This is a genomic window from Pseudomonas sp. NPDC088368 (genome assembly GCF_044753445.1).
Lineage (GTDB): Bacteria > Pseudomonadota > Gammaproteobacteria > Pseudomonadales > Pseudomonadaceae > Aquipseudomonas > Aquipseudomonas bambusae.
In genome coordinates this window covers 36,099-59,667 of record NZ_JBIVNG010000010.1, presented here as the reverse complement: position 1 = coordinate 59,667, position 23,569 = coordinate 36,099, and the positions used below count along the sequence as shown (strand labels likewise).

At 54.4% G+C, this 23,569-nt stretch carries 26 protein-coding genes and 2 pseudogenes; 14 read left to right on the top strand and 14 right to left on the bottom strand.

The window, feature by feature from the left end:
* Positions 1 to 8: 8 nt before the first annotated feature.
* The 13 genes from ACIQAL_RS22040 to ACIQAL_RS21980 all read left to right on the top strand — a co-directional run bounded on the left by ACIQAL_RS22040 (position 9) and on the right by ACIQAL_RS21980 (position 12,663).
* Positions 9 to 401: a TIGR03750 family conjugal transfer protein gene (locus ACIQAL_RS22040; protein WP_401149475.1), complete on the top strand. Its 393-nt coding sequence runs from the start codon at positions 9 to 11 to the stop codon at positions 399 to 401.
* A complete protein-coding gene (locus tag ACIQAL_RS22035) occupies positions 398 to 1,066 on the top strand; it encodes a PFL_4703 family integrating conjugative element protein (protein ID WP_401149472.1) in 669 nt (222 codons plus the stop codon). Before ACIQAL_RS22040 ends, ACIQAL_RS22035 begins: the two co-directional genes overlap by 4 nt.
* Before the next feature lie 95 nt (positions 1,067 to 1,161).
* The gene (locus ACIQAL_RS22030; RefSeq protein ID WP_401149809.1) at positions 1,162 to 1,989 is read left to right on the top strand and encodes a TIGR03749 family integrating conjugative element protein; all 828 of its coding nucleotides are present in this window, start codon (positions 1,162 to 1,164) and stop codon (positions 1,987 to 1,989) included.
* Complete coding sequence (locus tag ACIQAL_RS22025) at positions 1,979 to 3,475, top strand: TIGR03752 family integrating conjugative element protein (RefSeq protein ID WP_401149469.1); 1,497 nt, start codon at positions 1,979 to 1,981, stop codon at positions 3,473 to 3,475. The genes ACIQAL_RS22030 and ACIQAL_RS22025 overlap by 11 nt, the downstream gene beginning before the upstream one ends.
* A complete protein-coding gene (locus ACIQAL_RS22020) occupies positions 3,453 to 3,911 on the top strand; it encodes a TIGR03751 family conjugal transfer lipoprotein (RefSeq protein WP_401149467.1) in 459 nt (152 codons plus the stop codon). The genes ACIQAL_RS22025 and ACIQAL_RS22020 overlap by 23 nt, the downstream gene beginning before the upstream one ends.
* Complete coding sequence (locus tag ACIQAL_RS22015; RefSeq protein ID WP_401149464.1) at positions 3,911 to 6,901, top strand: conjugative transfer ATPase; 2,991 nt, start codon at positions 3,911 to 3,913, stop codon at positions 6,899 to 6,901. Before ACIQAL_RS22020 ends, ACIQAL_RS22015 begins: the two co-directional genes overlap by 1 nt.
* Positions 6,898 to 7,215, top strand: a complete 318-nt coding sequence (locus ACIQAL_RS22010; RefSeq protein WP_401149462.1) for a hypothetical protein — start codon at positions 6,898 to 6,900, stop codon at positions 7,213 to 7,215. The genes ACIQAL_RS22015 and ACIQAL_RS22010 overlap by 4 nt, the downstream gene beginning before the upstream one ends.
* On the top strand, positions 7,212 to 7,913 hold the full coding sequence (locus ACIQAL_RS22005) for a DsbA family protein (RefSeq protein WP_401149459.1): 702 nt from the start codon (positions 7,212 to 7,214) through the stop codon (positions 7,911 to 7,913). Before ACIQAL_RS22010 ends, ACIQAL_RS22005 begins: the two co-directional genes overlap by 4 nt.
* A gap of 89 nt (positions 7,914 to 8,002) precedes the next feature.
* Positions 8,003 to 8,446, top strand: coding sequence for a TIGR03757 family integrating conjugative element protein (locus ACIQAL_RS22000; protein ID WP_401149457.1), 444 nt, complete (start codon positions 8,003 to 8,005; stop codon positions 8,444 to 8,446).
* 41 nt (positions 8,447 to 8,487) lie between these two features.
* Positions 8,488 to 9,381, top strand: coding sequence for a TIGR03756 family integrating conjugative element protein (locus ACIQAL_RS21995; RefSeq protein WP_401149808.1), 894 nt, complete (start codon positions 8,488 to 8,490; stop codon positions 9,379 to 9,381).
* A 38-nt stretch (positions 9,382 to 9,419) separates the two neighbouring features.
* Positions 9,420 to 10,766, top strand: a complete 1,347-nt coding sequence (locus ACIQAL_RS21990) for an integrating conjugative element protein (RefSeq protein WP_401149806.1) — start codon at positions 9,420 to 9,422, stop codon at positions 10,764 to 10,766.
* A 62-nt stretch (positions 10,767 to 10,828) separates the two neighbouring features.
* A complete protein-coding gene (locus ACIQAL_RS21985; protein WP_401149454.1) occupies positions 10,829 to 11,128 on the top strand; it encodes a hypothetical protein in 300 nt (99 codons plus the stop codon).
* Entirely contained in the window at positions 11,125 to 12,663 is a 1,539-nt protein-coding gene (locus ACIQAL_RS21980) for a conjugal transfer protein TraG N-terminal domain-containing protein (RefSeq protein ID WP_401149452.1), read from the top strand. The genes ACIQAL_RS21985 and ACIQAL_RS21980 overlap by 4 nt, the downstream gene beginning before the upstream one ends.
* A 36-nt stretch (positions 12,664 to 12,699) precedes the next feature.
* Here ACIQAL_RS21980 and ACIQAL_RS21975 read toward each other — a convergent pair whose 3' ends face one another.
* From ACIQAL_RS21975 to ACIQAL_RS21940, 8 genes and pseudogenes are all read right to left on the bottom strand, one after another.
* A complete protein-coding gene (locus ACIQAL_RS21975; RefSeq protein ID WP_401149449.1) occupies positions 12,700 to 13,245 on the bottom strand; it encodes a DUF3742 family protein in 546 nt (181 codons plus the stop codon).
* On the bottom strand, positions 13,233 to 13,631 hold the full coding sequence (locus tag ACIQAL_RS21970; protein ID WP_401149446.1) for a type II toxin-antitoxin system VapC family toxin: 399 nt from the start codon (positions 13,629 to 13,631) through the stop codon (positions 13,233 to 13,235). The genes ACIQAL_RS21975 and ACIQAL_RS21970 overlap by 13 nt, the downstream gene beginning before the upstream one ends.
* Complete coding sequence (locus tag ACIQAL_RS21965; protein ID WP_401149443.1) at positions 13,628 to 13,891, bottom strand: antitoxin; 264 nt, start codon at positions 13,889 to 13,891, stop codon at positions 13,628 to 13,630. Before ACIQAL_RS21965 ends, ACIQAL_RS21970 begins: the two co-directional genes overlap by 4 nt.
* A gap of 262 nt (positions 13,892 to 14,153) precedes the next feature.
* On the bottom strand, positions 14,154 to 15,098 hold the full coding sequence (locus ACIQAL_RS21960) for a hypothetical protein (RefSeq protein WP_401149441.1): 945 nt from the start codon (positions 15,096 to 15,098) through the stop codon (positions 14,154 to 14,156).
* 101 nt (positions 15,099 to 15,199) lie between these two features.
* A pseudogene (locus ACIQAL_RS21955) lies at positions 15,200 to 15,432 on the bottom strand (helix-turn-helix domain-containing protein); the annotation flags it as partial.
* Positions 15,433 to 15,527: 95 nt separating this feature from the next.
* Entirely contained in the window at positions 15,528 to 15,845 is a 318-nt protein-coding gene (locus ACIQAL_RS21950; RefSeq protein ID WP_401149438.1) for a helix-turn-helix domain-containing protein, read from the bottom strand.
* Between the two features lie 64 nt (positions 15,846 to 15,909).
* Positions 15,910 to 16,218 carry an addiction module antidote protein gene (locus tag ACIQAL_RS21945; protein WP_401149435.1) on the bottom strand — a complete coding sequence of 103 codons (309 nt, stop codon included), beginning with the start codon at positions 16,216 to 16,218 and terminating at the stop codon, positions 15,910 to 15,912.
* A pseudogene (locus ACIQAL_RS21940) lies at positions 16,215 to 16,513 on the bottom strand (type II toxin-antitoxin system RelE/ParE family toxin). Before ACIQAL_RS21940 ends, ACIQAL_RS21945 begins: the two are co-directional and overlap by 4 nt.
* A gap of 204 nt (positions 16,514 to 16,717) precedes the next feature.
* Here ACIQAL_RS21940 and ACIQAL_RS21935 point away from each other — a divergent pair.
* A complete protein-coding gene (locus ACIQAL_RS21935; RefSeq protein ID WP_401149805.1) occupies positions 16,718 to 17,341 on the top strand; it encodes a recombinase family protein in 624 nt (207 codons plus the stop codon).
* A gap of 666 nt (positions 17,342 to 18,007) precedes the next feature.
* Here the strand turns inward: ACIQAL_RS21935 and ACIQAL_RS21930 are convergent.
* The 6 genes from ACIQAL_RS21930 to ACIQAL_RS21905 form a co-directional block, all read right to left on the bottom strand.
* Positions 18,008 to 18,595 carry a hypothetical protein gene (locus ACIQAL_RS21930; protein WP_401149433.1) on the bottom strand — a complete coding sequence of 196 codons (588 nt, stop codon included), beginning with the start codon at positions 18,593 to 18,595 and terminating at the stop codon, positions 18,008 to 18,010.
* A 922-nt stretch (positions 18,596 to 19,517) separates the two neighbouring features.
* Positions 19,518 to 19,892 (bottom strand): tautomerase family protein, encoded by a 375-nt coding sequence (locus tag ACIQAL_RS21925; protein ID WP_401149430.1) that lies wholly within the window; start codon positions 19,890 to 19,892, stop codon positions 19,518 to 19,520.
* An 87-nt stretch (positions 19,893 to 19,979) separates the two neighbouring features.
* Positions 19,980 to 20,618, bottom strand: coding sequence for a glutathione S-transferase (locus ACIQAL_RS21920; protein ID WP_401149428.1), 639 nt, complete (start codon positions 20,616 to 20,618; stop codon positions 19,980 to 19,982).
* A gap of 65 nt (positions 20,619 to 20,683) precedes the next feature.
* Positions 20,684 to 21,796 (bottom strand): alkene reductase, encoded by a 1,113-nt coding sequence (locus ACIQAL_RS21915; RefSeq protein WP_401149425.1) that lies wholly within the window; start codon positions 21,794 to 21,796, stop codon positions 20,684 to 20,686.
* A 53-nt stretch (positions 21,797 to 21,849) separates the two neighbouring features.
* Positions 21,850 to 22,596 (bottom strand): SDR family NAD(P)-dependent oxidoreductase, encoded by a 747-nt coding sequence (locus ACIQAL_RS21910; RefSeq protein ID WP_401149422.1) that lies wholly within the window; start codon positions 22,594 to 22,596, stop codon positions 21,850 to 21,852.
* Between the two features lie 46 nt (positions 22,597 to 22,642).
* Complete coding sequence (locus tag ACIQAL_RS21905; protein ID WP_401149420.1) at positions 22,643 to 23,488, bottom strand: alpha/beta fold hydrolase; 846 nt, start codon at positions 23,486 to 23,488, stop codon at positions 22,643 to 22,645.
* Positions 23,489 to 23,569 lie beyond the last annotated feature (81 nt).

Below are 23,569 nucleotides of genomic sequence, written 5' to 3'. Positions count from 1 at the left end.
GTGTTCAGATGAGCGAGTTGCTACTAGATCAGCTTGAGGACGGGACACTCAAATTTCTTCCAAGCCGGTTGAACAACCAGCCGGTCGTTATCGGGGGGCTCACAGCCGATGAGATGTGGGCGACCATTTTTGGCAGTGCTGCAATCGGTTTCGTAGCCGGAATCCCGTTTGCATTTTTCATTACCCCCGCGATGCCCGTAATAGGCGCTTTGGGAGGTGGGACACTCGGGCTATTGGTCGCCGCGAAGATTCTTCGCCGCTGGAAGCGCGGTCGACCAGAGACGTGGCTTTATCGCCAAGTCCAGTTGCTGATTGCCCAAAACGGCCCAACCGCTCTGAACGCGGGACGCTTGATCCTTAGATCAGGGGCTTGGACCTGTAAACGGCGGGGGCAGGTATGAGCCGATTCTGGAAGCTTTCGGACGCGCAACGCGCACATATTGTCAGCCTGCGTATCGCGCTCGTAGTGATCGCCAGTGTCTGCGCAGGCCTGGGCTATGGGTGGTGGTCCGCGCCTCGCGACTTGACCATTCACGTGCCTCCAGATCTGCGTTCAGGCAGTACACGGAAGTGGTGGGATATTCCTCCGGAATCTGTCTACACGTTTGGTTTCTACATTTTCCAGCAAATGAACCGCTGGCCAACCAACGGCGAAGATGATTACGACCGGAACCTGTTTCAACTAAGTAGCTACCTGACCCCTTCCTGTAAAGCGTACCTGCAGAGCGACTTCGAACTCCGGCGTAACAGCGGAGAATTGCGTAAGCGTGTTCGCGGCGTCTATGAGATACCTGGCCGAGGATACGGCGATGATCCGACCTACCGCGTACAGCAATTGTCGATCAGTGAGTGGACTGTGAATCTTGATATCACTGCGGATGAGTACCTCGGCGGCGAGCGGGTGAAGCGTGCGCTTGCACGCTATCCACTGCACATCATCAAACAAGACTTCGATGCCGAAAAGAATCCATTCGGTATGGCCTGGGACTGTTACAGCGGAACGCCTCAACGGATCGATCTTAATCCGGATGAGTTACCCAAACCCGCTCAGGCAGGTGGTAAATGAAAAACGATCTTCGTCTTGCACGGGCTGCAATTGCCTTATCGCTGACGCTGCTCACGCTTTCAGCACAGGCCGTTGAAATACTGCGCTGGGAGCGCATGCCTCTCGCTGTACCACTGATCGTGGATCAAGAGCGCATCATCTTTGTCGACCAGAATGTTCGTGTCGGACTGCCCCGCTCCATCAACGACAAGCTCAGAGTGCAGAGCATCGGTGGAGCGATCTACTTACAGGCTAAGGAACCGATCGAGCCCACCCGTCTGCAACTGCAGAACGTACAGACGGGGGAAATTATCCTTGTGGACATCGCCGCAATGCCGCCCCAAAAAGACCAGGCTGCACTGGAACCGGTGAAGATTGTCGCAGGAGAGTCTTCACCCACTCGCTACGGAGGCACAGTAGCCAAGGCACCCTCTAAATCGTCCACTCGGACACCTCCGAAACCGGAGGCATCCAGTGATGAGGAAGAGGCCGAAGAAGAGGCGCCGCCGAAACGCGAAACGCCAGCTCCCGTCGTTCTAACGCGGTACGCCGCTCAAATGCTTTATGCACCGCTTCGAACGGTTGAGCCTGTGAATGGTATTACCCAAGTAAAGCCGGACAGAAAAACCGATCTCTCCAATGTCATGCCAACCCTGCCTGCAGGTGTATCCGTGCTCGGTGCCTGGCGGCTCGATGACTACTGGGTGACCGCGCTCAAGGTGCGAAACCAGACATCCCAGCGCCTAGTGCTAGATCCTCGTGAATTGATGGGGGATTTCGTTACCGCTACTTTTCAGCACAGTTATCTTGGCGCTCGAGGAGATGCTACCGATACCACGACGTTGTACCTGGTAACCCGGGGGCATGGCATCGCCCAGGCAGTGATTCCGGTGGTTGGACAAATAGATCCACGAGCCTCAGCGGAGCGTGCCCATGGCCGGTAATCCATTGCTCAAGTTTTTAGTGCTGCCCGCCGTCGTTCTCGCGATTTTGATCGGCGTCAAAGTTTTCAGCAACAAACCCGCCGATGCAGTGCAACAGGCGCAAACGCCCAAGCTTACGCCAGAGGAAGCAAAAGCGCTCGGCGTCGAGGGTGACACACCCAGTGATACGTTGCGGACCATGGTTGCTGAAAGCCGCGAGCTGAAAGATCAAATCAGCAAAGTGATCAGCGATAACAAAGCCCAAAAACAGGAGAACGATGCGCTAAAGACTCAATTGGGAAACATAAACCAGACCATGGATCAGCGGATCAAAGCAGCTCAGGATCAGATGAAAGAGGATACTCAAGTCCAACAACAGGGGATGGCCGAGCAGCTGAAACAGCAATTCACCAACCTCTCCCAGATCGGCAAGAATAATTCAGGGAGCGACATGCCGATCGGCTTGGGTGTACAAGCGAGCGATGGTGCAGATTTAAAAAAATCAGGAGACGGACCTGAAATAGTCTGGGTCAATCCTCAAGATGCTACTGCGATCGACGCTACAGGCAAACCGCTCCCGGCGGGCTCTGGGCAAACGCCCACAGGATTCAATTTCCCGAGCTCATTTGGAGACTCAATCGACCGAGGCCAGAAAGCGCTGAGTACAGGCGCACAGCAAGTCAATGAGACCGTGAGCGGGCCTCAGGAGGCGCGCAAGAAAGTTCGCCGCGTCTACACGCTGCCTCAGAACTCAACTCTGATGGGATCGGTGGCCATGTCGGCTCTCATTGGACGAGTACCCGTGGACGGTACTGTCAATGATCCCTACCCGTTCAAAGTTCTGATCGGCCCGGACAACCTGACTGCCAACGGAATCGATCTCCCCGATGTGGCCGGTGCGGTGGCCAGCGGTACCGCGTCAGGTGACTGGACTCTGTCGTGCGTGCGCGGCCAGATCCGTAGCATGACCTTTGTGTTCACCGACGGCACGGTCAGAACGTTGCCAGCCCCGTCCAAAGATGGCCAGCAAAACAACTCCAACCAAAATCAGAGTCAATCGACCAATGGCCAGCCACAGCCAGTGCAGGGAGGCATGGGCTGGATCAGCGACCCATACGGTATTCCTTGCATCAGTGGTGAGCGACGCAGCAACGCGACTCAATACATTGGATCGCAAGCTCTTATCACTGCTGCCGGAGCCGGCGCAGCCTCTCTGATCAAAACCGACAATACAACCTCATCATTTGTGACAGGTGCGAATGGGACGCTGGGTGCCACGGGCGTATCAGGGAATCAAGCCATGGGACAGATCCTGAACCAAGGTGTCAGCGACATCTCGAGCTGGGTCAACAAGCTTTACGGTCAGGCATTCGCAGCCGTCTACGTGGAACCTGGCGCGAAGGTGGTACTGCACTTGGACCAAGAGTTGGACATCGACTATGAAATCAAGGGCCGCAAGGTCAACTACGGCACAGGAGCACAACATGCAGCGGCCAATCTGGACTGATCGCGTACCGCACCTCATTCACTTGGTCGTGGCGGGCATGACGATGTGTATGTTGGTGATCAGTGGGTGCTCAACCGATAAAGAAAAAGTGCTTCCCCACGGCGACAGCACGATGCTGGATGTGTGGGATCAAGGTACGACTGGCGTCGGAAATAGCTCTGGCAATCGGCAGATGCTCGACGCTCGAGCCCAGCTTAGGCGCGCAGTGGACGTAGGGAGTCTTGCAGAGCAGGCTGATAATAAAACGTATGCCCGCACCTCCCAAAACGAGATCTACAGCCAGTTCAAGCGTCTGCCTAACCCTGACCTGGTCATGTACGTGTTCCCTCACCTGGCCGGGTCTGACCCTGCGCCGGTGCCGGGATATACAACTGTGTTTCCTCTCTATCAGCGCGTTCAATACGCGATGCCCGGCGAGCGCGTGGAGGAATACTGATGGGCTTTTTTGAAAGACGCCAGAAGTTGTCGACCGAGTTCCTGCATGATCCCGTCCTGGAGCAGCCGCCTCAAGATTCGCTAGTCGCAGCGGACCCGATAGCAGCCAGTCCCTCCAAGTCCCAAGCGAGCTCAGAAGCTCAGTTTCAAGCGAGTCTGGAGCGCTATCTTGAACGCCTCGCCTCTCAAGGCATTCCGGCACCGGGACACTGGCAAAATACCAAACAAAAACCAGCTACACAGCAAGATGTGGCTTCGAAGTACAGCGTCAACCCAAGCTTCGTAGATCTGTTGCCGTGGGTGGAGTATTTGCCACAAGAGCAGGCGATGCTCCTTGAAGATGGGAAGTCGCTCGCGGCGTTTTTCGAGATTATTCCAATCGGTACCGAGGGGCGGGATCCTGAATGGTTACGTCGCGCCCGGGACGCAATGGAAAACGCTCTCCAAGACAGTTTCGATGAGCTGGACACTTCGCCGTGGGTGGTTCAGTTCTATGCCAAGGACGAAACCAGCTGGGAAGACTACCAAGACAAGCTCCGCGCTTACATCCAGCCACGCGCAAGAGGCACGGCATTCACTGAAATGTACCTGCAGCTGTTCAAACACCACCTCGCGGCTGTATCCAAGCCCGGCGGCTTGTTTGAGGATACGAAGGTGTCTCAACTTCCATGGCGAGGCCAGGAACGTCGGGTGAGGATGGTGGTTTACCGTCGAAGCACTGGAGACGGCGTTATTCGTGGACAGTCACCTGCCGTATACCTGCAAAACATTTGTGAGAGGCTGGTAGGAGGGCTAGCCAACGCCGGCATCAAAACTCGACGCATGGATGGCCACGACATCCGTCACTGGCTTCTGCATTGGTTTAACCCGCACGCCGATCATCTCGGCTCTAGCCGTAAGGACATCGATCAATTCTTCGAACTGGTTAACGCCCGTGCAGGAACGCCCGAAGAGGACGAGCTCCCACTGGCCAGCGGTGGAGACTTCGCTCAGGGGCTTTTTTATCGCGAGCCACAGTCCGATGCACAAAAGGGCCTCTGGTATTTCGACGGCCTTCCCCACCGCGTGATCGTCCTCGATCGGCTGCGCGATGCGCCTAAAACAGGTCATCTCACAGGTGAGACCCGGAAAGGCGGAGACGCTTTGCATGCCCTGTTCGATAAGTTGCCTGAGGACACTGTCCTCAACATTACGTTGGTCATCACTCCTCAGGACGTACTTGAGGCACATCTCCAAAAATTGGCTCGAAAATCGGTAGGGGACAACCAGGCGTCGAAACTCACTCGGGAAGCCGTTGATGAGGTAGGGAAACTGATCGGCCGTAAGCACAAACTCTATCGCGGCAGTGTCGCCTTCTATCTGAGCGCCCGAGATGAGCAGCAGCTGAACAGCCGGAGCATGGAGCTCACAAACGCTTTACTCGGGGCAGGCATGGAGCCCGTCACGCCGAGCGACGAGGTAGCGCCATTGAACAGCTATCTGCGGTGGCTGCCGGCGAACTTTGATGTGAACCAAAAAAACGCTCTCGACTGGTATGCCCAGATGATGCTCGCCCAGCACGTAGCAAACCTTTCACCCGTGTGGGGTCGATCAAGCGGTACGGGCCATCCCGGTTTGACGCTATTCAACCGTGGTGGCGCCCCGCTGACGTTTGACCCGTTGAACAAGCTTGATCGGCAGATGAATGCCCACATGTTCCTGTTCGGCCCGACTGGGGCGGGCAAATCAGCAACACTCAACAACCTTCTCAATCAGCTGATCGCGATATACCGACCAAGACTATTCATCGTTGAGGCCGGAAACAGTTTTGGGTTGCTAGGCGACTTCGCTAAAAAACTCGGATTGACGGTGAACCGCCTGAAGCTTTCTCCTGGTTCAGGTGTCAGCCTGGCGCCGTTTGCGGATGCCATCCGCTTGGTAGAAACACCTCATAAAGTAACCACCCTCGACGCAGAAGACATCGAGAGCTCGGATGCGCACCTCAACACAAAACCTGAACAGGATGATGAGCGGGACGTGCTCGGAGAAATGGAAATCGTTGCTCGATTGATGATCACCGGCGGTGAGGAGAAGGAAGATGCCCGCCTCACGCGGGCGGATCGTAGCGCAATACGTCATTGCATCCTCTCGGCGGCGAAGGCCTGCTCAATCGAAGGTAGAACTGTAAGAACTCAGGATGTTCGGGACGCCCTGAGCAATGCAGGCAAAGATCCGGGGATTCCCGAAAACCGCCGCGAGCGCATGCATGAGATGGCGGAGGCGATGGACATGTTCTGCATGGGTTCAGACGGTGAGATGTTCAACAGAGAGGGGACTCCGTGGCCCGAAGCGGATGTCACGATTGTTGATTTGGCCACATATGCACGAGAAGGCTACAACGCGCAGCTATCCATTGCGTATATCTCGTTGATCAACACCGTGAACAACATCGCTGAACGCGACCAGTACAAAGGCCGACCCATCGTCAACGTGACGGACGAGGGCCACATCGTTACCAAAAACCCACTGCTCTCCCCCTACATCATCAAGATCACCAAAATGTGGCGAAAGCTGGGTGCATGGTTCTGGTTGGCAACCCAGAACATCGACGATCTTCCTCCAGCGGCTGCACCGATGCTCAATATGATCGAGTGGTGGATCTGTCTCAACATGCCGCCGGACGAAGTTGAAAAAATCGCGAAATTCCGAGAACTCACGCCGGCACAGAAAACACTCATGCTGTCTGCTCGAAAGGAAAGCGGTAAATACACCGAGGGAGTCGTCCTATCCAAATCCATGGAGGTATTGTTCCGTGCGGTCCCTCCCAGCCTCTATCTCGCTTTGGCGATGACTGAGCCTGAAGAAAAGAAGCACAGGTACGACCTGATGCAAAGCCTGGCAGTTGACGAACTGGGGGCAGCGCTTGAAGTCGCCGCAGACCTGGATCGCAAACGCGGAATTGAACCCGCAAAGCTCACCTTTCCACGCAATAAACTGGAGAACCAGGCATGAGAACCATGGACGCCTTGACACAGAATCTGATCGACTCACTGACGCGAATTCTAAGTGAATCGGTCGAGGACTCCCTGGCGACGCTGCATGTGTGTGCGCCGGTCCTGATCGAAAATCTGCAAATGGTGAAACGCAGTGCGGTTGATCGCAGGGAAATCGAGGCACAAATCCGAAAAGCGCTCGATACATGGCAAAAACAACATCCGTTGCCTGACGCGGCTCAACAGGCCCTGCTCGAGAACCTAGAAAACGAGCTGTTCGGCAAACCACTCTCGATTGAAACTGACGTTCGTGCTGGCGGAACGGTGATATGAAAAAAATCCGGAGTCTAGGATTGCTTTTCAGTCTGGCGATTGTGGCAGAGGTATTGTGCTTCTTTGTGTTTAGAGATTCGCCGGCGACACGCGCTGTGCCACAGTCCCTTGCAGGCCCGTGGACCTCCGGCAGCGAGACAGCCCGCTTCACTATCACTGAATACGCTGATCTGGAATGTCCGTTTTGCAAGGAATACTTTCCGGTGCTCCGTAGTTGGGTGGATCGCCACCCTGACGTGAATCTAGAATGGCACCATCTTCCGCTGTCGATGCACGACCCGGTGGCCAGTCACGAGGCACGTCTAACAGAGTGCGTAGGGTCAAAAGGAGGCAACGCTGCATTCTGGGCAACAGTTGATCTGATCTACCAACAAACACGATCAAATGGACAAGGTCTGGCCAATGGCGTGCCTACCACTGCCGAACCCAAACTGGCGAACTACTTAGAGCAGTGCGCAAAGCCTGATATCAGCATCGGTCTAAGAATCCAAACCCAAGCGAACCAAGCCCGATCTGAAGGCATAACGGCAACACCGACGATAGTCATCAGGGACAAGCAAACCCGGCGTTCGATCAAGTTGATCGGTGCGTCAAACGACGATGCTCTAATGTCGGCAATCGACTGGCTTGCAGCATCAGGAACCGATACCACGAGACAAGCCTCCATCGGGCAGAAACCGTCTGAGTCGCTGCACTGAAACCCTCACCTTTCCAGTAATGGTTTCGTGCTGACGGCTCTGCTCTAATCCCGTCTTCTGTACCTGATATCAATCTCAGGTACAGCCACATGGCCATCCCATCGACGTCTGGCGCGCTGCGCCTTTTAACGCAGGTGCTGAAGGCGCTCTTGCTCTGCGCCGTAGCACTCCCATCTATTGCACACTCCGAAGCGTGGGTGATCACTGACAGTCATCATCCTGTCCAGTCTCCAGCGGGTGTTCGTATCATTCTGCTGGACGATAGCGAGCGACTGCAGGACAAGCTTTCCGAACACCTTCCCGCAGATCCGCAGCAAGGGATGGCCATCGCGCAACAAAGGCTTCGCTCAACCGATGGAGTCCGCCTGCAGAAAGATCTGACGAGAGCTCAACAGGGGATTGCAGACGCCTGGAGCCTTGGGATCACGAAAGTCCCAGCCGTCGTAGTTGATCGTAAGTACGTTGTGTACGGCGAATCGAACGTGTCGGTCGCGATGCAGTTGATCTCGAATTATCGGGAGATGCATCCATGACCTTCATGCGCAAACCACGCCGATTAATACTCGCGCTGGCAATGGCCAGTGTATCTCCAGCGTTCGCAGCAATCACATCAGCGACAATCACCGCGGCCTCGTTGTCGCCAGACTGCCTTGAGTACAAGGTAGTAGGCATCTGCTACTGGCTCCTTTGCACGCCCATAGGATGCACGGTCAAAACATCAGCCAAGGTTCGGCATTATATCCCTGATGCCGTTGTTTCAAGCTTCTCCAATACCGGCGAAAACCCTTGGGTTGAGATGTCCGCTCTGAGCTCTCCCACCTCGTTCGCTCAGAATGGTGGCGACGGGACCACCAACCACAACAACGAAAACGATCTCGCAAAATTCAAAAACGCAGACGTGATCGGCCACCCCTCGGGTCCAATCTTCAGTCAGTTTGCCAGTGGTTCTGGTTACGCCTGCAAAGGGGCTACGACACCGCTCGTGCCCTACCTGCTAAGCACGCTGGACACGATCGCGTGGAGATATGGGATTCCTGAGTCTGTATACCCCGAAGCCCTGATCCCAGGGCGTCGCGACGTCGGAGGAATGGCATCAGGCAATCTCTGGGGAAATGTCTACCCACGGGGCGGATTTCTTCATCAGTCCGACGATTACAAAGCCGGTGCTGTTGTCGCGGAACGAGCGGGCGATGTCGTGACTCGTGATGGCCAAGTCCACGTGTATCTCTCGATAGTTGCCGCGCCTCAGGATGGGTATTGGCCGGCAGGAGGGTTGATCGAGGGAGACCCCACGACTGGCAAATGGCAGGAGCTCACCCCGACCCTCAGTCAGACATGCGCGGTCTTCCCGCACGATGGCCCTCAGGTTCAAGCCCAGGACGGGGGGTACGCCTGGGCGCTATGGCGGCCTTACTCATGCTGTGAGCGCAAAGGACAGACCTTCCTTGGGAGCACTGACTTCCAATGACTACCTCCCGGAGAGACGTTATGAAACCTGTGAGCATCATGAGCGCAGCGCTCATCTGTATCTTGGCTGCGAGCACGGCCTCGGCGGCAGCCAATCCCATCAACGCCTCATCCTCAGGCAGTGTCATCGGTGACGACCTCCTCTATAGCGTCGGTGGTGGCAGCGCGGTCAGCATGGGTAGCGCCGGTAACATGGACCATATCGAAGTTGGCGGTGGCTGGAACTCAAACTTGATCTGCGGAAACATGAGCCTCACCAATACACTGCAGAATCAGCTCAACGGCGCAAGCCAAGGCTTTCAGACAATCATGGGCTCCATACTGACGAACGCCACACAGGCAGTTTCCTCGCTACCAGGTCTAATCCTGCAGCGTGCCAACCCTGCGCTCTATAACCTGCTGACCAACGGGATACTTCAAGGCCGTCTGGACTTCGACCGGTCCAAAGGCACCTGTCGGGCTATTGCTGACAAGATGGTCGACGTTGCCGGCAATCAAATGGGCTGGAACAAGTTGGCCGAAGGACAAGCGATGACTCAGGCCGTAGCGTCCAACACTGACGCAGTCACCGCCGTTTCTGATGTGGAAAGGAAAAGCGGGAATGACGGCGTCACCTGGGTTGGTGGCAAAAAAGCTGGCGGTTCTGGCCAGCAACCGATCAAGGTTGTGGGTGACGTTACCAGGGCGGGGTACAACTTGATGACTGGTCGCAGCCCAACCGAAACCTCTTCGATCAGCTCATCCAGTTGCGGCACGGGTCTCCTATGCAACACCTGGTCATCCCCTCAGCAAGCGACAGATTTCGCGAACCGAGTATTGGGCGAACAACAGCAGCAGACCTGTGATAGCTGCAGTAAGACAGTGACAACCGCCGGCGTGGGACTGACCCCTCTGATCCAAGAATCGTATGACAGCAAACTCAAGGCTCTCAACGATATGTTGTCTGGAAGCAAGCCAGCCACAGCCGAGAACCTTGCGTTGGCCAGCAGCGACTCCTTGCCCGTCACTCGAGGAGTGGTAGAGGCGCTGCGCACCGAACGTGATCAGGACGTGCTCGCAAAACGGCTTGCTTCTGAGGTAGCACTGTCCGACGTATTGGGTAAAGCACTGCTATTGCAAAGAACCATGCTCACCGGCACCAAAGAACCGAACGTTGCGGCGAATGACGTCGCGATTAAAGCGATCGGTCAGCAAAACTCTGGGCTTCAGCAGGAGATAGATAATCTCAAAACCGAGCTGGATTTGAGACGAAGCCTGGCCAGCAACTCTCCGGCAACGATCCTTGAGCGCGCTCATAACCGCTCAGACGGATCGAAAGGAATATTCCAAGGTGATCCAGTGCCAAACCGGCTCGATCGGCTCCAAAGCACTGGACAGGGGAAATGACCATGCGCTCATTTCAGCCAGCGTCAAAGTTACTGCTGAAAGGGTTGCGGGTCAGTTGGTCGTTGACCTTGATGTTCTTCGGGACACTCACAGTCGCGGCGGGGCTGACGCTGCTGATTGACCAACTTTTCGGTGATTTTGAACATTTCAAAGTCTGGCAAGCGTCGCATTACATCTATCTGCTCGGCTGGCGAATCACCGTTTACGCCGTGTTGGCAGGGTTGTGGCTGCGCGTCCGCCGGCGCATTAGCGCTCGCAGCGGGGCGGGTCAATTGATTCGCTGTGAACTGCTCTTGGCGTTACTCGTCTGCTTGTTCGAAATCAATCACGCAGGCTTGCTTACAGGTGAGGTGTCATCATGACCCTGCACACCAACGATTATCTCGAATACTACCTGACGCTAGTGGGCTGGCTGATTAACAGTGGTATCTGGGACATCATCTCGAGCTCAGGGCTGTTCGCAGCGCCTTTCGCTGCCATGGTTGTACAGGAATGGCTCAAAGCGCGAGGGGAAGGTGCAGACGAAGGCAACAAAGGTGTCCTGGCACTTGCTCGTGTCGAGAACCGGTTCTACACCGCAATTTTTGTCATCATGCTAGCGTGTATGCCCCTGGCCACGGTCAGCTTCGACACGATCACATTCGACAGAACGCGTTCAGAGCAATGCCAGTATTCGCTGCCAGCTCCAACGGACACTGGATGGAATACCTCATTCAGCACTCTGAACGGCCGGAGCGCAACGGTACCCGTGTGGTGGCTGGTGGTTCACGGACTTTCCAAAGCAATGACCGCCGCATCTGTTGCATCCATACCCTGCGGAGTGGATCTGCAACAAGTTCGTATGGACGTCAACAGCACCCGGATCAATAACCCTTTGCTCGCCCAAGAAGTCGCTGACTTCACGAATGACTGCTACGGCCGCGCCCGGGCAAAGCTATTCATGACTCAACCAGCTTTGACCAATGACCAACTCAACGACGTGAACTGGATAGGCTCGCATTTCTTTCTCCAGACGTCTGGCTACTACAGCGATGGACAATCGGGTTTTCGCTCTCATACGCCCCGGGAGACGTGGCCTTACGACTCCACCCGGGACGCAGGCCTGGCTCAGACAACCGGAGATGGCGGCTACCCAACCTGTACACAGTGGTGGTCTGACTCAGGCGTTGGTTTGCGGCCCAGACTGCTGCAACAGGTATCACCCGACCTGCTGACCAAGATCGCTCAGTGGGCAAAGTTTGTGTCCCAGGATGAGGTCGACGATGCGGTGATCAGAGACCTTGTGTCACCGAAAAAGCAGATGCTGACTCAGGGAGCTGTCTATTCGGATTACGGCGGTCAAGTAGGAGGCTCAGTCGCAAACGATGTGACCCGTATCGCGGCGTCCGTTGGCCAAGCGTTCGGCTCCTTAGCAATGTACCCCGCAATGGACAGCGTCCGCCAAGCAGCACCCATGGCCATGGCATTTCTAAAGATGGCCTTAATTATCTGCATCCCGTTCGTGATTACGATCGGCACCTTCGATTTGAAGGTAGTGATGACTATCACATTCGCTCAGTTCGCTCTGATATTTGTCGACTTTTGGTTCCAACTGGCTCGCTGGGTAGACAGCACCATTTTGGACGCACTGTATGGGAACGGAATCGGCAGTAACGTTCCGCATAACAATTTAGATTTAGTATTTGGCGCAAGTAATACGCAAGGAGATCTATTGCTTGATTTTGTGATAGGCACTATGTTCATTGCCCTGCCAAGTTTTTGGGTAGTTGCCTTGGGGTGGTCAGGTATGAAATTCGGGTTACTGGTAAGCGGGCTAACAGCCGGGACGAGCACCGCACAGGAGGCCGGAGGCAAAGGTACGGGGAACTTACTTTCAATTACAAAAGGGAAACTTTGATTTTCAAAATGGGTATCTCAAAAGGTAGATACCCGTTTAATCAATGCGCTGACTGCCAATATAAGTCCCGTAACCGTCCAAGCCATCGCGAAGTTCTGCCACAAACGCCTTACGTTCATCGTTACTGGAATGCACGAGCTGAGAGCCTCTCGCAGCGCGTTCAAAGTCCGGATTAGCCAGCAGCCCTACGATGATCGCAACAAAGACCGCTACCGACAGAGCATACAGAAGGCCCAGCGCAGCATAGTAAGCTCCGCCGCCGATCACTAAGGCACGGGTCAGCCACTTCATGAGGAATACCAAGGCGCTTGGCACACCTGCACGATATAATGAGCCCCAGGCAGATCGCTCTACGCGCAGAATCCGACCCACGCCACGGCCCAGGGATTGCCCCAAGCGCATTGCAAAGCTATCGCGGTTACCGGCTTGAGTGACCATGGGTACTTCTCCATGCATCTGGAAAGATGTCGTTCTGATATCAGTTATAGACCTGACAGATGAAACTTTCAAGACCTCGGCGGTAAAACTTTTGAAATTTCGCCAGACTGCGGTTGTATAAAATGCGCCGATCAGCTCATCCAATCATCCAGCTTAATATTCTTGATATAAGTAAAAGCTTGATCGCTAGTTACTATCACTGCACCACTACTCATACCCTGAGCAGCGATCAATAAATCTAGTGAACCCGGGGTTTTACCGCCCTCCTCTGCCTCAGCCCGAATTATCCCATACATACTTGCAGCGTCGCGATCCCATTCCAGCACGTCGACACGCTTGAGAAACTCTTCAACCAACGCTTTCAATTTGACTGCTTCAGGACGTTTTGCCAGCCCATACCTAAGCTCACCCTCTGTGATGACTGAAATGCACAGAGCAGACATAGGGACGCTTTGCACTTTGGCCACCACCGCAGGGTGACCTCGTAGCAGCTGGCTAACCGTATTTGTATCGAGCATGTACTGGCTCATTCATCGATCCCGTCTAGTGGGTCTCTCTCAGCCCCAAGTGAACGGTGTCGTTCGGCATCTGAGAGGAAATCCTCTGGTACATGCACATCTGAGAGCAGGCTAAAAAAGTCACTCCAGGAATCGGGCTTGCGCGACAAAATCACGTCGCCGGTCGAGGGATCCCGACGAATAAACACTTCGTCAGTGTCGAACCGGAATGAAGCTGGTAGTCGAACGGCCTGGCTACGGCCGGTGACAAACACCTTGGCGGTCTGGCTCATGTGAATCACCTCAAAGGGCCTTGATACATATCAAAGTATATACCACCTCCATTACATTTGAAACGGGCATCGTCACGGGGACCCAGAAAAGGTAAATGGCTCAGGCAAAAGGCTTGAAGGGGGAATGGAATGGGTAACAAGGGTAAGTGCCTTACCCGAAAGGGGCTTTCGGCGACAAAAGGAAACGCTACGCAAAGGGGAAGGCTTGCAGGCAAACGCTTTAGAATGGAGCGTTTACCCGATTGCCAGCCGTCCCCCAGGTTTATTTACGTTTTAGAACGAACCCTCCTTCATTTCCGTCGCAAGACTCAAACGCTTTACGACTACCCACACTCAAGGCGCCAAGATATACTGTAGATAGAGGACGCAGCGGTAACAACTCAACATCATAGAGCACAGTTGCCTTACTGAGCTTTTTCAACAGAGCCACTGATAACCCGTTGTGAAAACCCGGCGCAACCTTCTTAAAAATCTCAGGTGACACTATGAACGAAACTGAGTAGCACCATAGGATGACACTCGCGGGCACCACAAATGAGGCAAGCCCGGTTATTGCACCAACTTCAACCAGATAAAAATCGTGCTGATAATAAAGCGTATATTTCCACATTGCACCAGCTAAACAAATACCCGTTAAAAAAATACATAGGCATAGCACGACTAAAAGAAGGCACCGCCGGAATCTCTTTGCCACGTCCAACTTTGCGTTATGAGTACCAAGCACCCAGCTTTTAAAAACCACATCGTATGGTTGATCCATATCGCTGAGCCTCAACAAGTTCCTCGCCACAATCTGAGTCACCTCCTGTCGGTGCTTAAGCATATTCTCACCTACATGAAAGCTAAACACATATTCCGACGTTTCCACACCCAGGTCAGGAGCTTTGTCGATTGTGAGCTTAACTCCATACCCTAACGGAATAAACAGCCCCTGAGACCTAAGCCAGAATGCAACACCGAGCCCAAACAAGAAAGCTACAAAATATGCTTGAATGTCCCAAGGCGCAATTCCACATATCCACATTAATGATCGAGCAAAGCAGAAGAACACGAAGCACATCAAAATCGGCTGTGACAGCACTTCAAAAGTCCGTACAGTCCAATTATCTAGTGGTAACCGGAATCTATTGGACCGCGAGTTAGCAACAATCACAACCAACAAGCCCCAACCAACTACGCTGACGATCTGTATGAAAATCATTGACACATACAGGTATCCCGATATCACATTACCAAAACCCATATAGATTACTACGCTCCCTTAGCCGCTCAAATTAGCTACTAGGACTTCCGAAACCTGGATAGTCTTTAAGCAGAAAGGGCCGACTCCAAGGCCAGCCTTTTACCTGATTCGACCGCCCTGATCAGGCGGCTTTTTCTTTGGCGATTATCGACTTCTAAATTCGCGCAGGCCAGCAGGTTCACCAGAGCATCAAGGGTGAACTTATCAATCTTCCCGTTCAGCAGCTCACTCAGACGCGGCTGGGTAACGTGGAGCTGTCGTGCGCCTCTTTTTGCGGCAGATCCCATGACCGTACGGTACCTGAACGTGATCAAGCATTTGCCGGATATGGTTGGCCAGCTCTGCAACATGCGAATCGATTGCCATGATCAATGTCTCAATGAAAACGGCAATCTAACGATTATTGGCACCACTTGTAACCATATTCGATGTGCTGCTGACTGTGACGTCTACCCGCCATCCCGCCTGGACCAACATCAGGATAAGTCGATCGATGCTGAACAGGTTGATCTTTCCACGTTGTAACTCGGAGATTCGGGGTTGAGTGACCTTGAACAGTCGAGCGGCTTGCGACTGTGTTAGGTTTCGACTCGAAATAAACTCCCGAATGGCCATCATCAGGCAGGACCGAATGCGCATGTTTTCCGCCTCGGCAGGTGAGCCTTCTAAGGCGTCCCATACACTATCGATGGGTTGAACCGATTCCGTCATTTATCTTCCCCGTAGGCCGCTCAGGTCGCCCTAGGGCTTCGATATCGACCAGGTTCGGTCCACATCACAAATGAGCTTCTGTTACTTGCTCATGCGGTCGGGCGGTCAAATCCACTCCCAAGGCCCGCATCACGATAAGCATGGTCTTCAACGTGGGGTTCCCACGGTCACTGAACGACTTGTATAGCTGCTCGCGGGCCAGGCCGGTTTCCTTGGCCAGCTCTGCCATCCCCTTGGCTCGTGCAACCACACCCATAGCCTTGGCAATGTAGGCTGCGTCTCCTGTGTCCAGAGCATCTGCAATAAACACCGCAATGGCTTCTGGGCCGTCTAACGCCTGTGCAGGATCGTAGTCGTAAATGGGTTCGGTCATTGTGCCCTCCACTCGGTGGCTAATCTTCTCGCTGTCTCAATGTCCTTGACCGGGCTTCCTTTATCCCCACCACACAACAAAATGACAATCTCTGATCCGCGTTGGTGGAAATACACGCGATAACCAGGGCCGTAGTGGATTCGCAGCTCACTAATGCCCTGCCCGACTGGGGACACATCTCCAGCAAGCCCGTTGGCCGGTCGAAAGATCCGAGCGGAAATAGCGGCCTTCGCCTTCTTGTCTTTGAGACAACTTTCCCAGTCATGAAGGCCGCTGTCTGTTTGATCTCGATCATAGCAGCATTGTAATTTATAAATCACAACATTGCATAATGTCCTAAGATAAATCTGTCACCACTTATCAGCTCTGTGGATGTATTTCTAGGGTGCACCATAAGTGATATGTTTCGTTAGATGATCATGAAAGAGATGAAAGGACTTAACGCACACCCAATCTGTTACAATGCAATAACTACACCCAAAATGATACAGAGGTGATGATGTTCATACGTGCGTACCTTCGAGCCTCGACAGAAGACCAGGATGCAGGGCGCGCTCGCGATTACCTCGAAGAGTTCGTCTCGGGGCATGGAAAGGTCATCGCGGCCAGCTACATGGAAAATGCCAGCGGCACTCATGCTGATCGACCAGAACTGATCCGATTGCTAAAGGATTCGCGGCGCGGCGACGTGCTGCTTGTTGAGAGCATCGATCGGCTGTCACGGATGGATGATCAAGCCTGGCGATCGTTGAAGTCAGCGATCGATAGCAGAGGTATCCGGATCGTCTCGGTGGACCTGCCCACGAGTCATCAAGGCATCACCGCCCAGTCGGGTGACGAATTCACTGATCGGATGGTGGCCGCGATCAACTACATGATGATCGATATGATGGCGGCAATTGCCAGAAAGGATTACCAGCAGCGAAGGCTGCGCCAGGCTCAGGGGATCGCTAAGGCAAAAGGCGCAGGTGTTTACAAGGGCCGACCGGTTGACGTCGAGCTGCGTAGACGCGTGCGTGAGCTACTGAGTTCAGGTCTTGGGATCCGAGCGGTGGCCAGACACGCTATGTGCTCGACGACCACTGTAATGAAGGTCCGCGATGAACTCGCGGAGCAAGCTTAGGGTAACGTTGCCATAATACGATTTTTCAGAGGGTTGTGCTGCAATTGACCTCCCTGCCCTATGACTTTTCAGAGGTGATCGTCGCCTGGCTGGTCGATAGCTTCTCCAGATCTCGAACTCTGATAATACTAGGATCACACGCGGCAGCTATCGGCCAAAAGCGGACCTTCAAATGCCGGTCACCTCAAACCTTGACGTACGCAACCGCTCCAGTTGAAAGGTGTTGAGCAGCTTGAGAACAGCATCGGTGACCGCGACAGCGATCTCCGTCAGCCTTGGAGCGGATGCAGTCCCCCGCAGCGCGGAGATCTGTCGGTTGAGATGCTCAGCCACGCCAGCGGTTTTTGCCTCTCCTTGACGCAAGGTCTCGACTTGGTTGTAGAACGATTGAACCAGGGCTTCCTGAAGATATGTACAGCCACCGCTCCATGCGGCGAGGGTTTGCGACCTGGGCGTCTGGGAATAGGTGGGATATCAAGGCACTTATGGGGTACGTCGGGTGGAAGGACATGAAATCAGCGTTACGCTATGTCGATTCCAGTGTGTCTTTTGGTGGTTTGGCTGTTTGGTCGACATCTGCAAATTAGCTCTGAGCCCCGTTCTGTCAAATGTTCCCATGCGCGAAGCACCTACAACAGCCAGATGCCTTGCGCACTTTTTTCCCGGTCAGCTGTTGATGAACGTCAAGTATCGCATCAACATTTCGTTCACGAATGGCGGCGGATCGTCTTGGGTGCATAGTCGACGCTCTTCATCCTTTGAACTCCTATATGCGTCATAGCCAATATTTAATAAATTAAAGCGATTAATCGCAAGCCGCTCGAACTCCCTTGGTTTTAGATGCGCGCTGATCTGCATCAAATCCTCTACTCCCCAGAACGCGTCCATGACCTTGTCCCGGTATGGCTCAGGGGCATAAACGGTCAATTCGCGCGCGGCGTAGAGTGCCTTTTCTGCGGCAGAATAATAGGCGTCTGCACTGACAGCGGGATTGATAGTCTTGCTGACAAAGACGCCTAGCGCGGCCGTTAGAGCTCCCGTTTTCTCTGTTACACGTGATTCCTCACTGTCCACCCGCGCAATGCAGGCTTGGCTGATGCTGATTTGCTGCGCTTTGTACGGGATCCACACACCTACGAGGGCGAGAATCGTTGGAAGGAGTCCGGGTATCCATCTGAACGGTTTTTTCACTTCGGGGCTGGGAGTTTGTTTATTCACGGTGTTGCGAGCTGGAGGGTATTTTCTGCGATTCATTCGTTTTTCTCTCAGGCTGATTCTGCGTTATCGGCGTTAGGAAAACGAATTTGAATCGTCAGAACCGCTTCGTAATTGGGCGCACTGAAATTCTCGGTGTGATTCGAGATATAGCTTCGTTGCGGAGGTGATCACACATCGGAATACGGTAACGAAGCTTTTTACGGTCCGAGGATGATGGCTGCCCTCGCAGCCGTGATTGATCTAATATTTCTTCTTTGCGCAGCAAAAATTGCCACCAGCGACAACTTCACCTCAGCGCGCGAAGCACTCCATCGGCTTGGGAATGCACCTGGTGATGCGGCATCTTCGTTAGCGATAAAGCTCGGGCGAAGGTCCACACATGAGAGAGGGAACAGCGTAGCAGGAAACACTTTCAGATTGCCTACACGGCCGTCCGCTTAGGGTCGATAGCTGCCACTCAATGAAGGCGGAAAAGCCTCGAAGTCAAGTATGAGGCTTCACGCACATTTCGTGTTTCATTGATAGCAGCGTTCCGAGTACGTCGGCCGCAGAGACCTGTTCATAATCCGTAGAAGTGACTTGGAAAGAGCACGCCAAGGCGCCGTCTAGGCCAGCGTTGTTACTGCTGCATCAAGTCGGGCAAATGTCGAGACGGTCACGTCGATAAGGGCGTACGAGATCGTTTCATGACCACCATCGGCCCGCTAAAACACCGCCTAAACGCTTGGTGCTTCCAAGTCCGCGTTCGGGGCCTGTCCTGCCTCGTAACGACGCTCCGAGATCATCAAACGGTATTCAGCCTGTCCAAACGCGTCGCTCAGCCGATGACCGTCAGCACTCACGTTATCAGTGCAACCGGCGTGTCATTACCTTTGCTCAATTAACTGCTCATCATGTTTCTCCCGAGGTGTTGACTCTTGTTCCCGCGATTCTCGCGTAGATGCCTACAATTCACCCGTCAGAAACTGAGCCCGTCTCCAGCCGAAGCTCCAGTCCGCATCCGTATTTGTGTGATAGAAACCATCACATCGCTGGGCTCGATGCTGCAGCGCGCGAGCAGTTCCTCGCAAACCCGTCGGTAAAACTTCACCTTGGCCGACTCGGTGCGTCCACGACTGGAAATGCTGATCAGGGTTTGCTTGGCAGTCCGGGGAATATTCAGCCCTGTGTCTTCCATGACCAGTCGACCAGGCTTGTGCTCGGAAAGAACTTGATAGCGATCGCGCACCGGTACTTCGAACGCGTCGACCATGGCGACATGAACGCCCTCTAGCAATTGATGGACGTAATCGTCGCTGTGGCCTTCCAGAATATCGATTCGGATAACAGGCATGGTTGCTCCTGAGATCGGTTGCCAAATGAATGTTTGAGAAAATGCTGGACGTCTCAGCATCCAGCCAATCCTCCCTGCCAAGAAGAATTAGGCCAACGCACTTGGCCGTGCGGCGACGTTCTCGTACCAAGCTTGCAAGGCCGTCTGGTCTTCGCCGATCGCCATTTTCAAGGCAGCTTTGCCAAAATCCAGGGTGACCAGAGCGGTGATGTCGGCAACGCTGAAATGCTCTCCGGCCACGAACGGCGTGGTCAGCAGGCGTTGGTTAAGGTCCGCGTAGAAGTTGACCAAGCGCAAGCGACTGCGCTCGGCCAGTTCAGGGATCTGCTCATAGAAATGCGGCCCCGCCAGCGCTCGCCCGGCCAGCCCCGGTACGGCGTTGCGCACCGCTTCCATCACGGCAGCAAAACCATCGAGCTCGGCGCGCCGCTCCCACATGGCAACCAACGCCTTCTCAGTCGCAGTGCGGCCCAGCAGCGGCTGCTCAGGGTAAGCCTCTTCTAGGTAGCGCCAAATGGCAGGCACTTCGGCAACCGAGGTACCGTCGGTGAGCACCAGGGTCGGCACCATGCTGCGTGGGTTGATGGCCTTGTAAGCGTCGGAGAATTGTTCCTTGTTACCCAGGTCCACCGGCACCATCGGCACCTGCAGGCCTTTTTCGGCGATAAACATGCGAACGCGGCGAGAGTTGGGTGAACCAGTAGCGTGATACAAAGTGGACGTCATGACTGCCTCCTGAGGATGGCGAGATTGCTTGGTCGCCCTCGTAAACCAAAAACCGAGGGGAAAGATCATGCGGGTTGCAGTTGCTCGGAGAGGGGGAAGTCGATGTAGTCAGTTTCGTCGCCGCCCCAAAACGCTTCGCGCTTATAAGCCGTCAAAGGGACACCGTGACGTAGCCGCTCGGGCAGATCAGGGTTGGATGTGAAGAAGCGGCCAAAGGCGATTGCGTCTGCATCGCCACTGCGTACCATGGCACTGGCGCCTTCCCGATCAAAACCACCTGCGGCGATGATTGGCCCGCGAAAGATCTTTCTCAGAGTCGCCGCGGCAACCGGTTGCTGGGAGACATTCGGATTTTCATCGGTACCCTTGATGCGCGGTTCAATGACATGCAGATACGCCAATTCGAGCTCGTTAAGACGCCCGGCTAGGTAGCCGAAGGTCGCCTCAGGATTGCTGTCTGAAATGCTGCCCCACTCACCACTAGGCGAAACGCGAATTCCTACGCGGCCAGGGCCCCAGGCCGAGATCATCGCCTCAAGCACCTCAAGGGTGAAGCGAGCACGTTTTTCTACTGTGCCCCCGTAGGCATCATTGCGTTTGTTAGTTCCATCCTGCAGGAAGGTGTCTGCGAGATAACCGTTAGCATTATGAAGTTCTACGCCATCAAATCCCGCATCGAGCGCCCGCTGCGCAGCAAGGCGAAACGACTCCACCAAAAGAGGTATCTCCTCAATCTGGAGCGCGCGATGAGGGGAGTTCGGCACCCAGCCGTTAGACGTTAATACATGAGTTTCGAATGGCACCACTGAGGGAGCTACAGGGGATCTACCTTCGCTGAGGTCTATATGAGACTGGCGGCCGTCATGAGCAATTTGCATGACAATTTTCCCACCTTTGGCATGCACAGCTTCAGTGATCTTGCGCCACGCACTGACATGCGCTGAGGTGTATATACCTGGCGCTCCGAGATAACCACGACTGTCGATCGAAGGGTGTGCGCTTTCGGTGATAAGCAATCCACCCTCAGATGCACGCTGTCTGTAGTACTCAACCATCATCGCGCTGGGGCTGTCGTCAGCGTCGGAACGTAACCGAGTCGTAGGAGCATGAACTACCCGATGGGCAAGCCGTATTGCTCCCAGTTTCAACGGTAAGAACAGTGCAGACACGTTAGTCATTGATAACTCCAAAACTGGCGCCGAAACGCCTGTAATCGTGGTAAGTACGAGTTTTAAAGCTTTGAGCCACCGTCAACCTTTACGGTATCGCCGGTGATCCATCGAGCGTCATCCGATGCCAAAAAGGCTACGACGTCGCCAATGTCGGTTGGCTGAGCTACACGCTTGATCGCCTGCATGCCGAGTGCGATTTCACGCCCGGCGTCAGTTCGTGTGAAGTTGGACATGTCGGTGTCTACAACACCTGGAGCTACAGCGTTTACTCTGATGCCGCGTGGGCCCAGGGCAGCAGCAAAATGGGTGACGAGTGTGTCAATCGCCCCCTTGGTGGACGCATAGGCGGGCAACGAGCCCACTGCCGCTCTTGCAGCAAGGGAAGAGAGAAGCACGATGCTGCTGCCTTCTCGAAGTACCGGAAGCAACTGCTGGACGAGGAAAAAAGGCGCCCGTACGTTGACCGCAAACAACCGATCGAAGTCTTCAACAGTGGTGTCTTCGATTGAAGCTGCCTTGGAGATACCTGCGTTAGCGACGAGGATATCGAGTCGAGCGCCCACGATGTCGATTACCCGCTGCGACAGAACGTGTGCACCGTCGGCTTTGGACAAATCGGCGGAAATTGCTTGCGCGCGACCGCCGAGGCTAAGAATCTCCTTGACCACTTCCTTTGCCTCGTGTGCGCCGGTGCTGTAGTGCACCAATACCTGCGCACCACCTTTGGCGAGCGCCAGGGCGCTGGCGCGACCGATTCCACGAGAGGCCCCCGTCACCAAAGCGGTTTTTCCACCTAAAGCATTCATGATGTTACCTCTGAGTGGTTGGGTAAATTGCAAAACGCGAGATCACTCACTGTTCGTTCAGGAATGCGGACACATGGCCAACGAAGCGTTCTGGGTATTGGTACTGGGAGCCGTGGTTCGCATCCGGATACAGGATCAGCTGTGCATTGGGGATGTTTTGCTGAAGATGCCAGGAGTTGATTGAGTAGATGATCACGTCGTTGTCGCCGTTGATGACCAAGGTGGGTTGCTTAAGCGCGGCCAGGTAATCAAATGGGTTTTCGCGTTGTTCTCCCCACTTAGCCAATGCAGCCAACTGAGCAGGCGCAACGGTTTCGTTGACCTCTGGGTCTCTTCCTCCGCAGCGAAGACGAAAGCGTCTCAGGAACGCGTTACCCGCCGCCTGGCTTTGCGCAGAAGGGGAAAAGAATGCGCCGAGCCAAACGTCATCCGGATTCTCATAGGTCGCGGAGAAAATCTGCGCAGCTTCTGGAGTGAGTGAAGCCATGCCTTCGCCGCCTTTAGGGCCAGTACCGAGCAGGATCAATTTGCGGACCAGAGCTGGCTGATCAATCGCCAGCGTTTGTGCGACCAGCCCCCCCAGCGAGAAGCCCAGCACGTCTACCTGTTCCAGCTCCAGCGCCTTAATGAAGTGCGCTGCGTTGGCCGCCATTTCCTCAATCGAGGTGGGCACTTCGCCTGAGGTGCTGGAGATCCCCGCATTGTTGAAAAGTATGACTTCGCGCTCCCGTGCCAACCCGTCGGTGACCAGAGGATCCCAGTGGTCCATTGTGCCGGTGAAGTGCATGTTCAAAATAAGTGGCAAGCCTTGAGCTTTACCGAATCTGCGGTACGCGAACTTGATACCGTTCGCATAGACATACTGCGTTGGTGCGGTTTGATGGGTATGCATGTGCAGCCTCGCAATCGTTTAAAGAGGTTGTTTTCAGAAGCTTGTTGAGGCGAATTTAGGCTGTGTTTGCGGCGCCGAAAA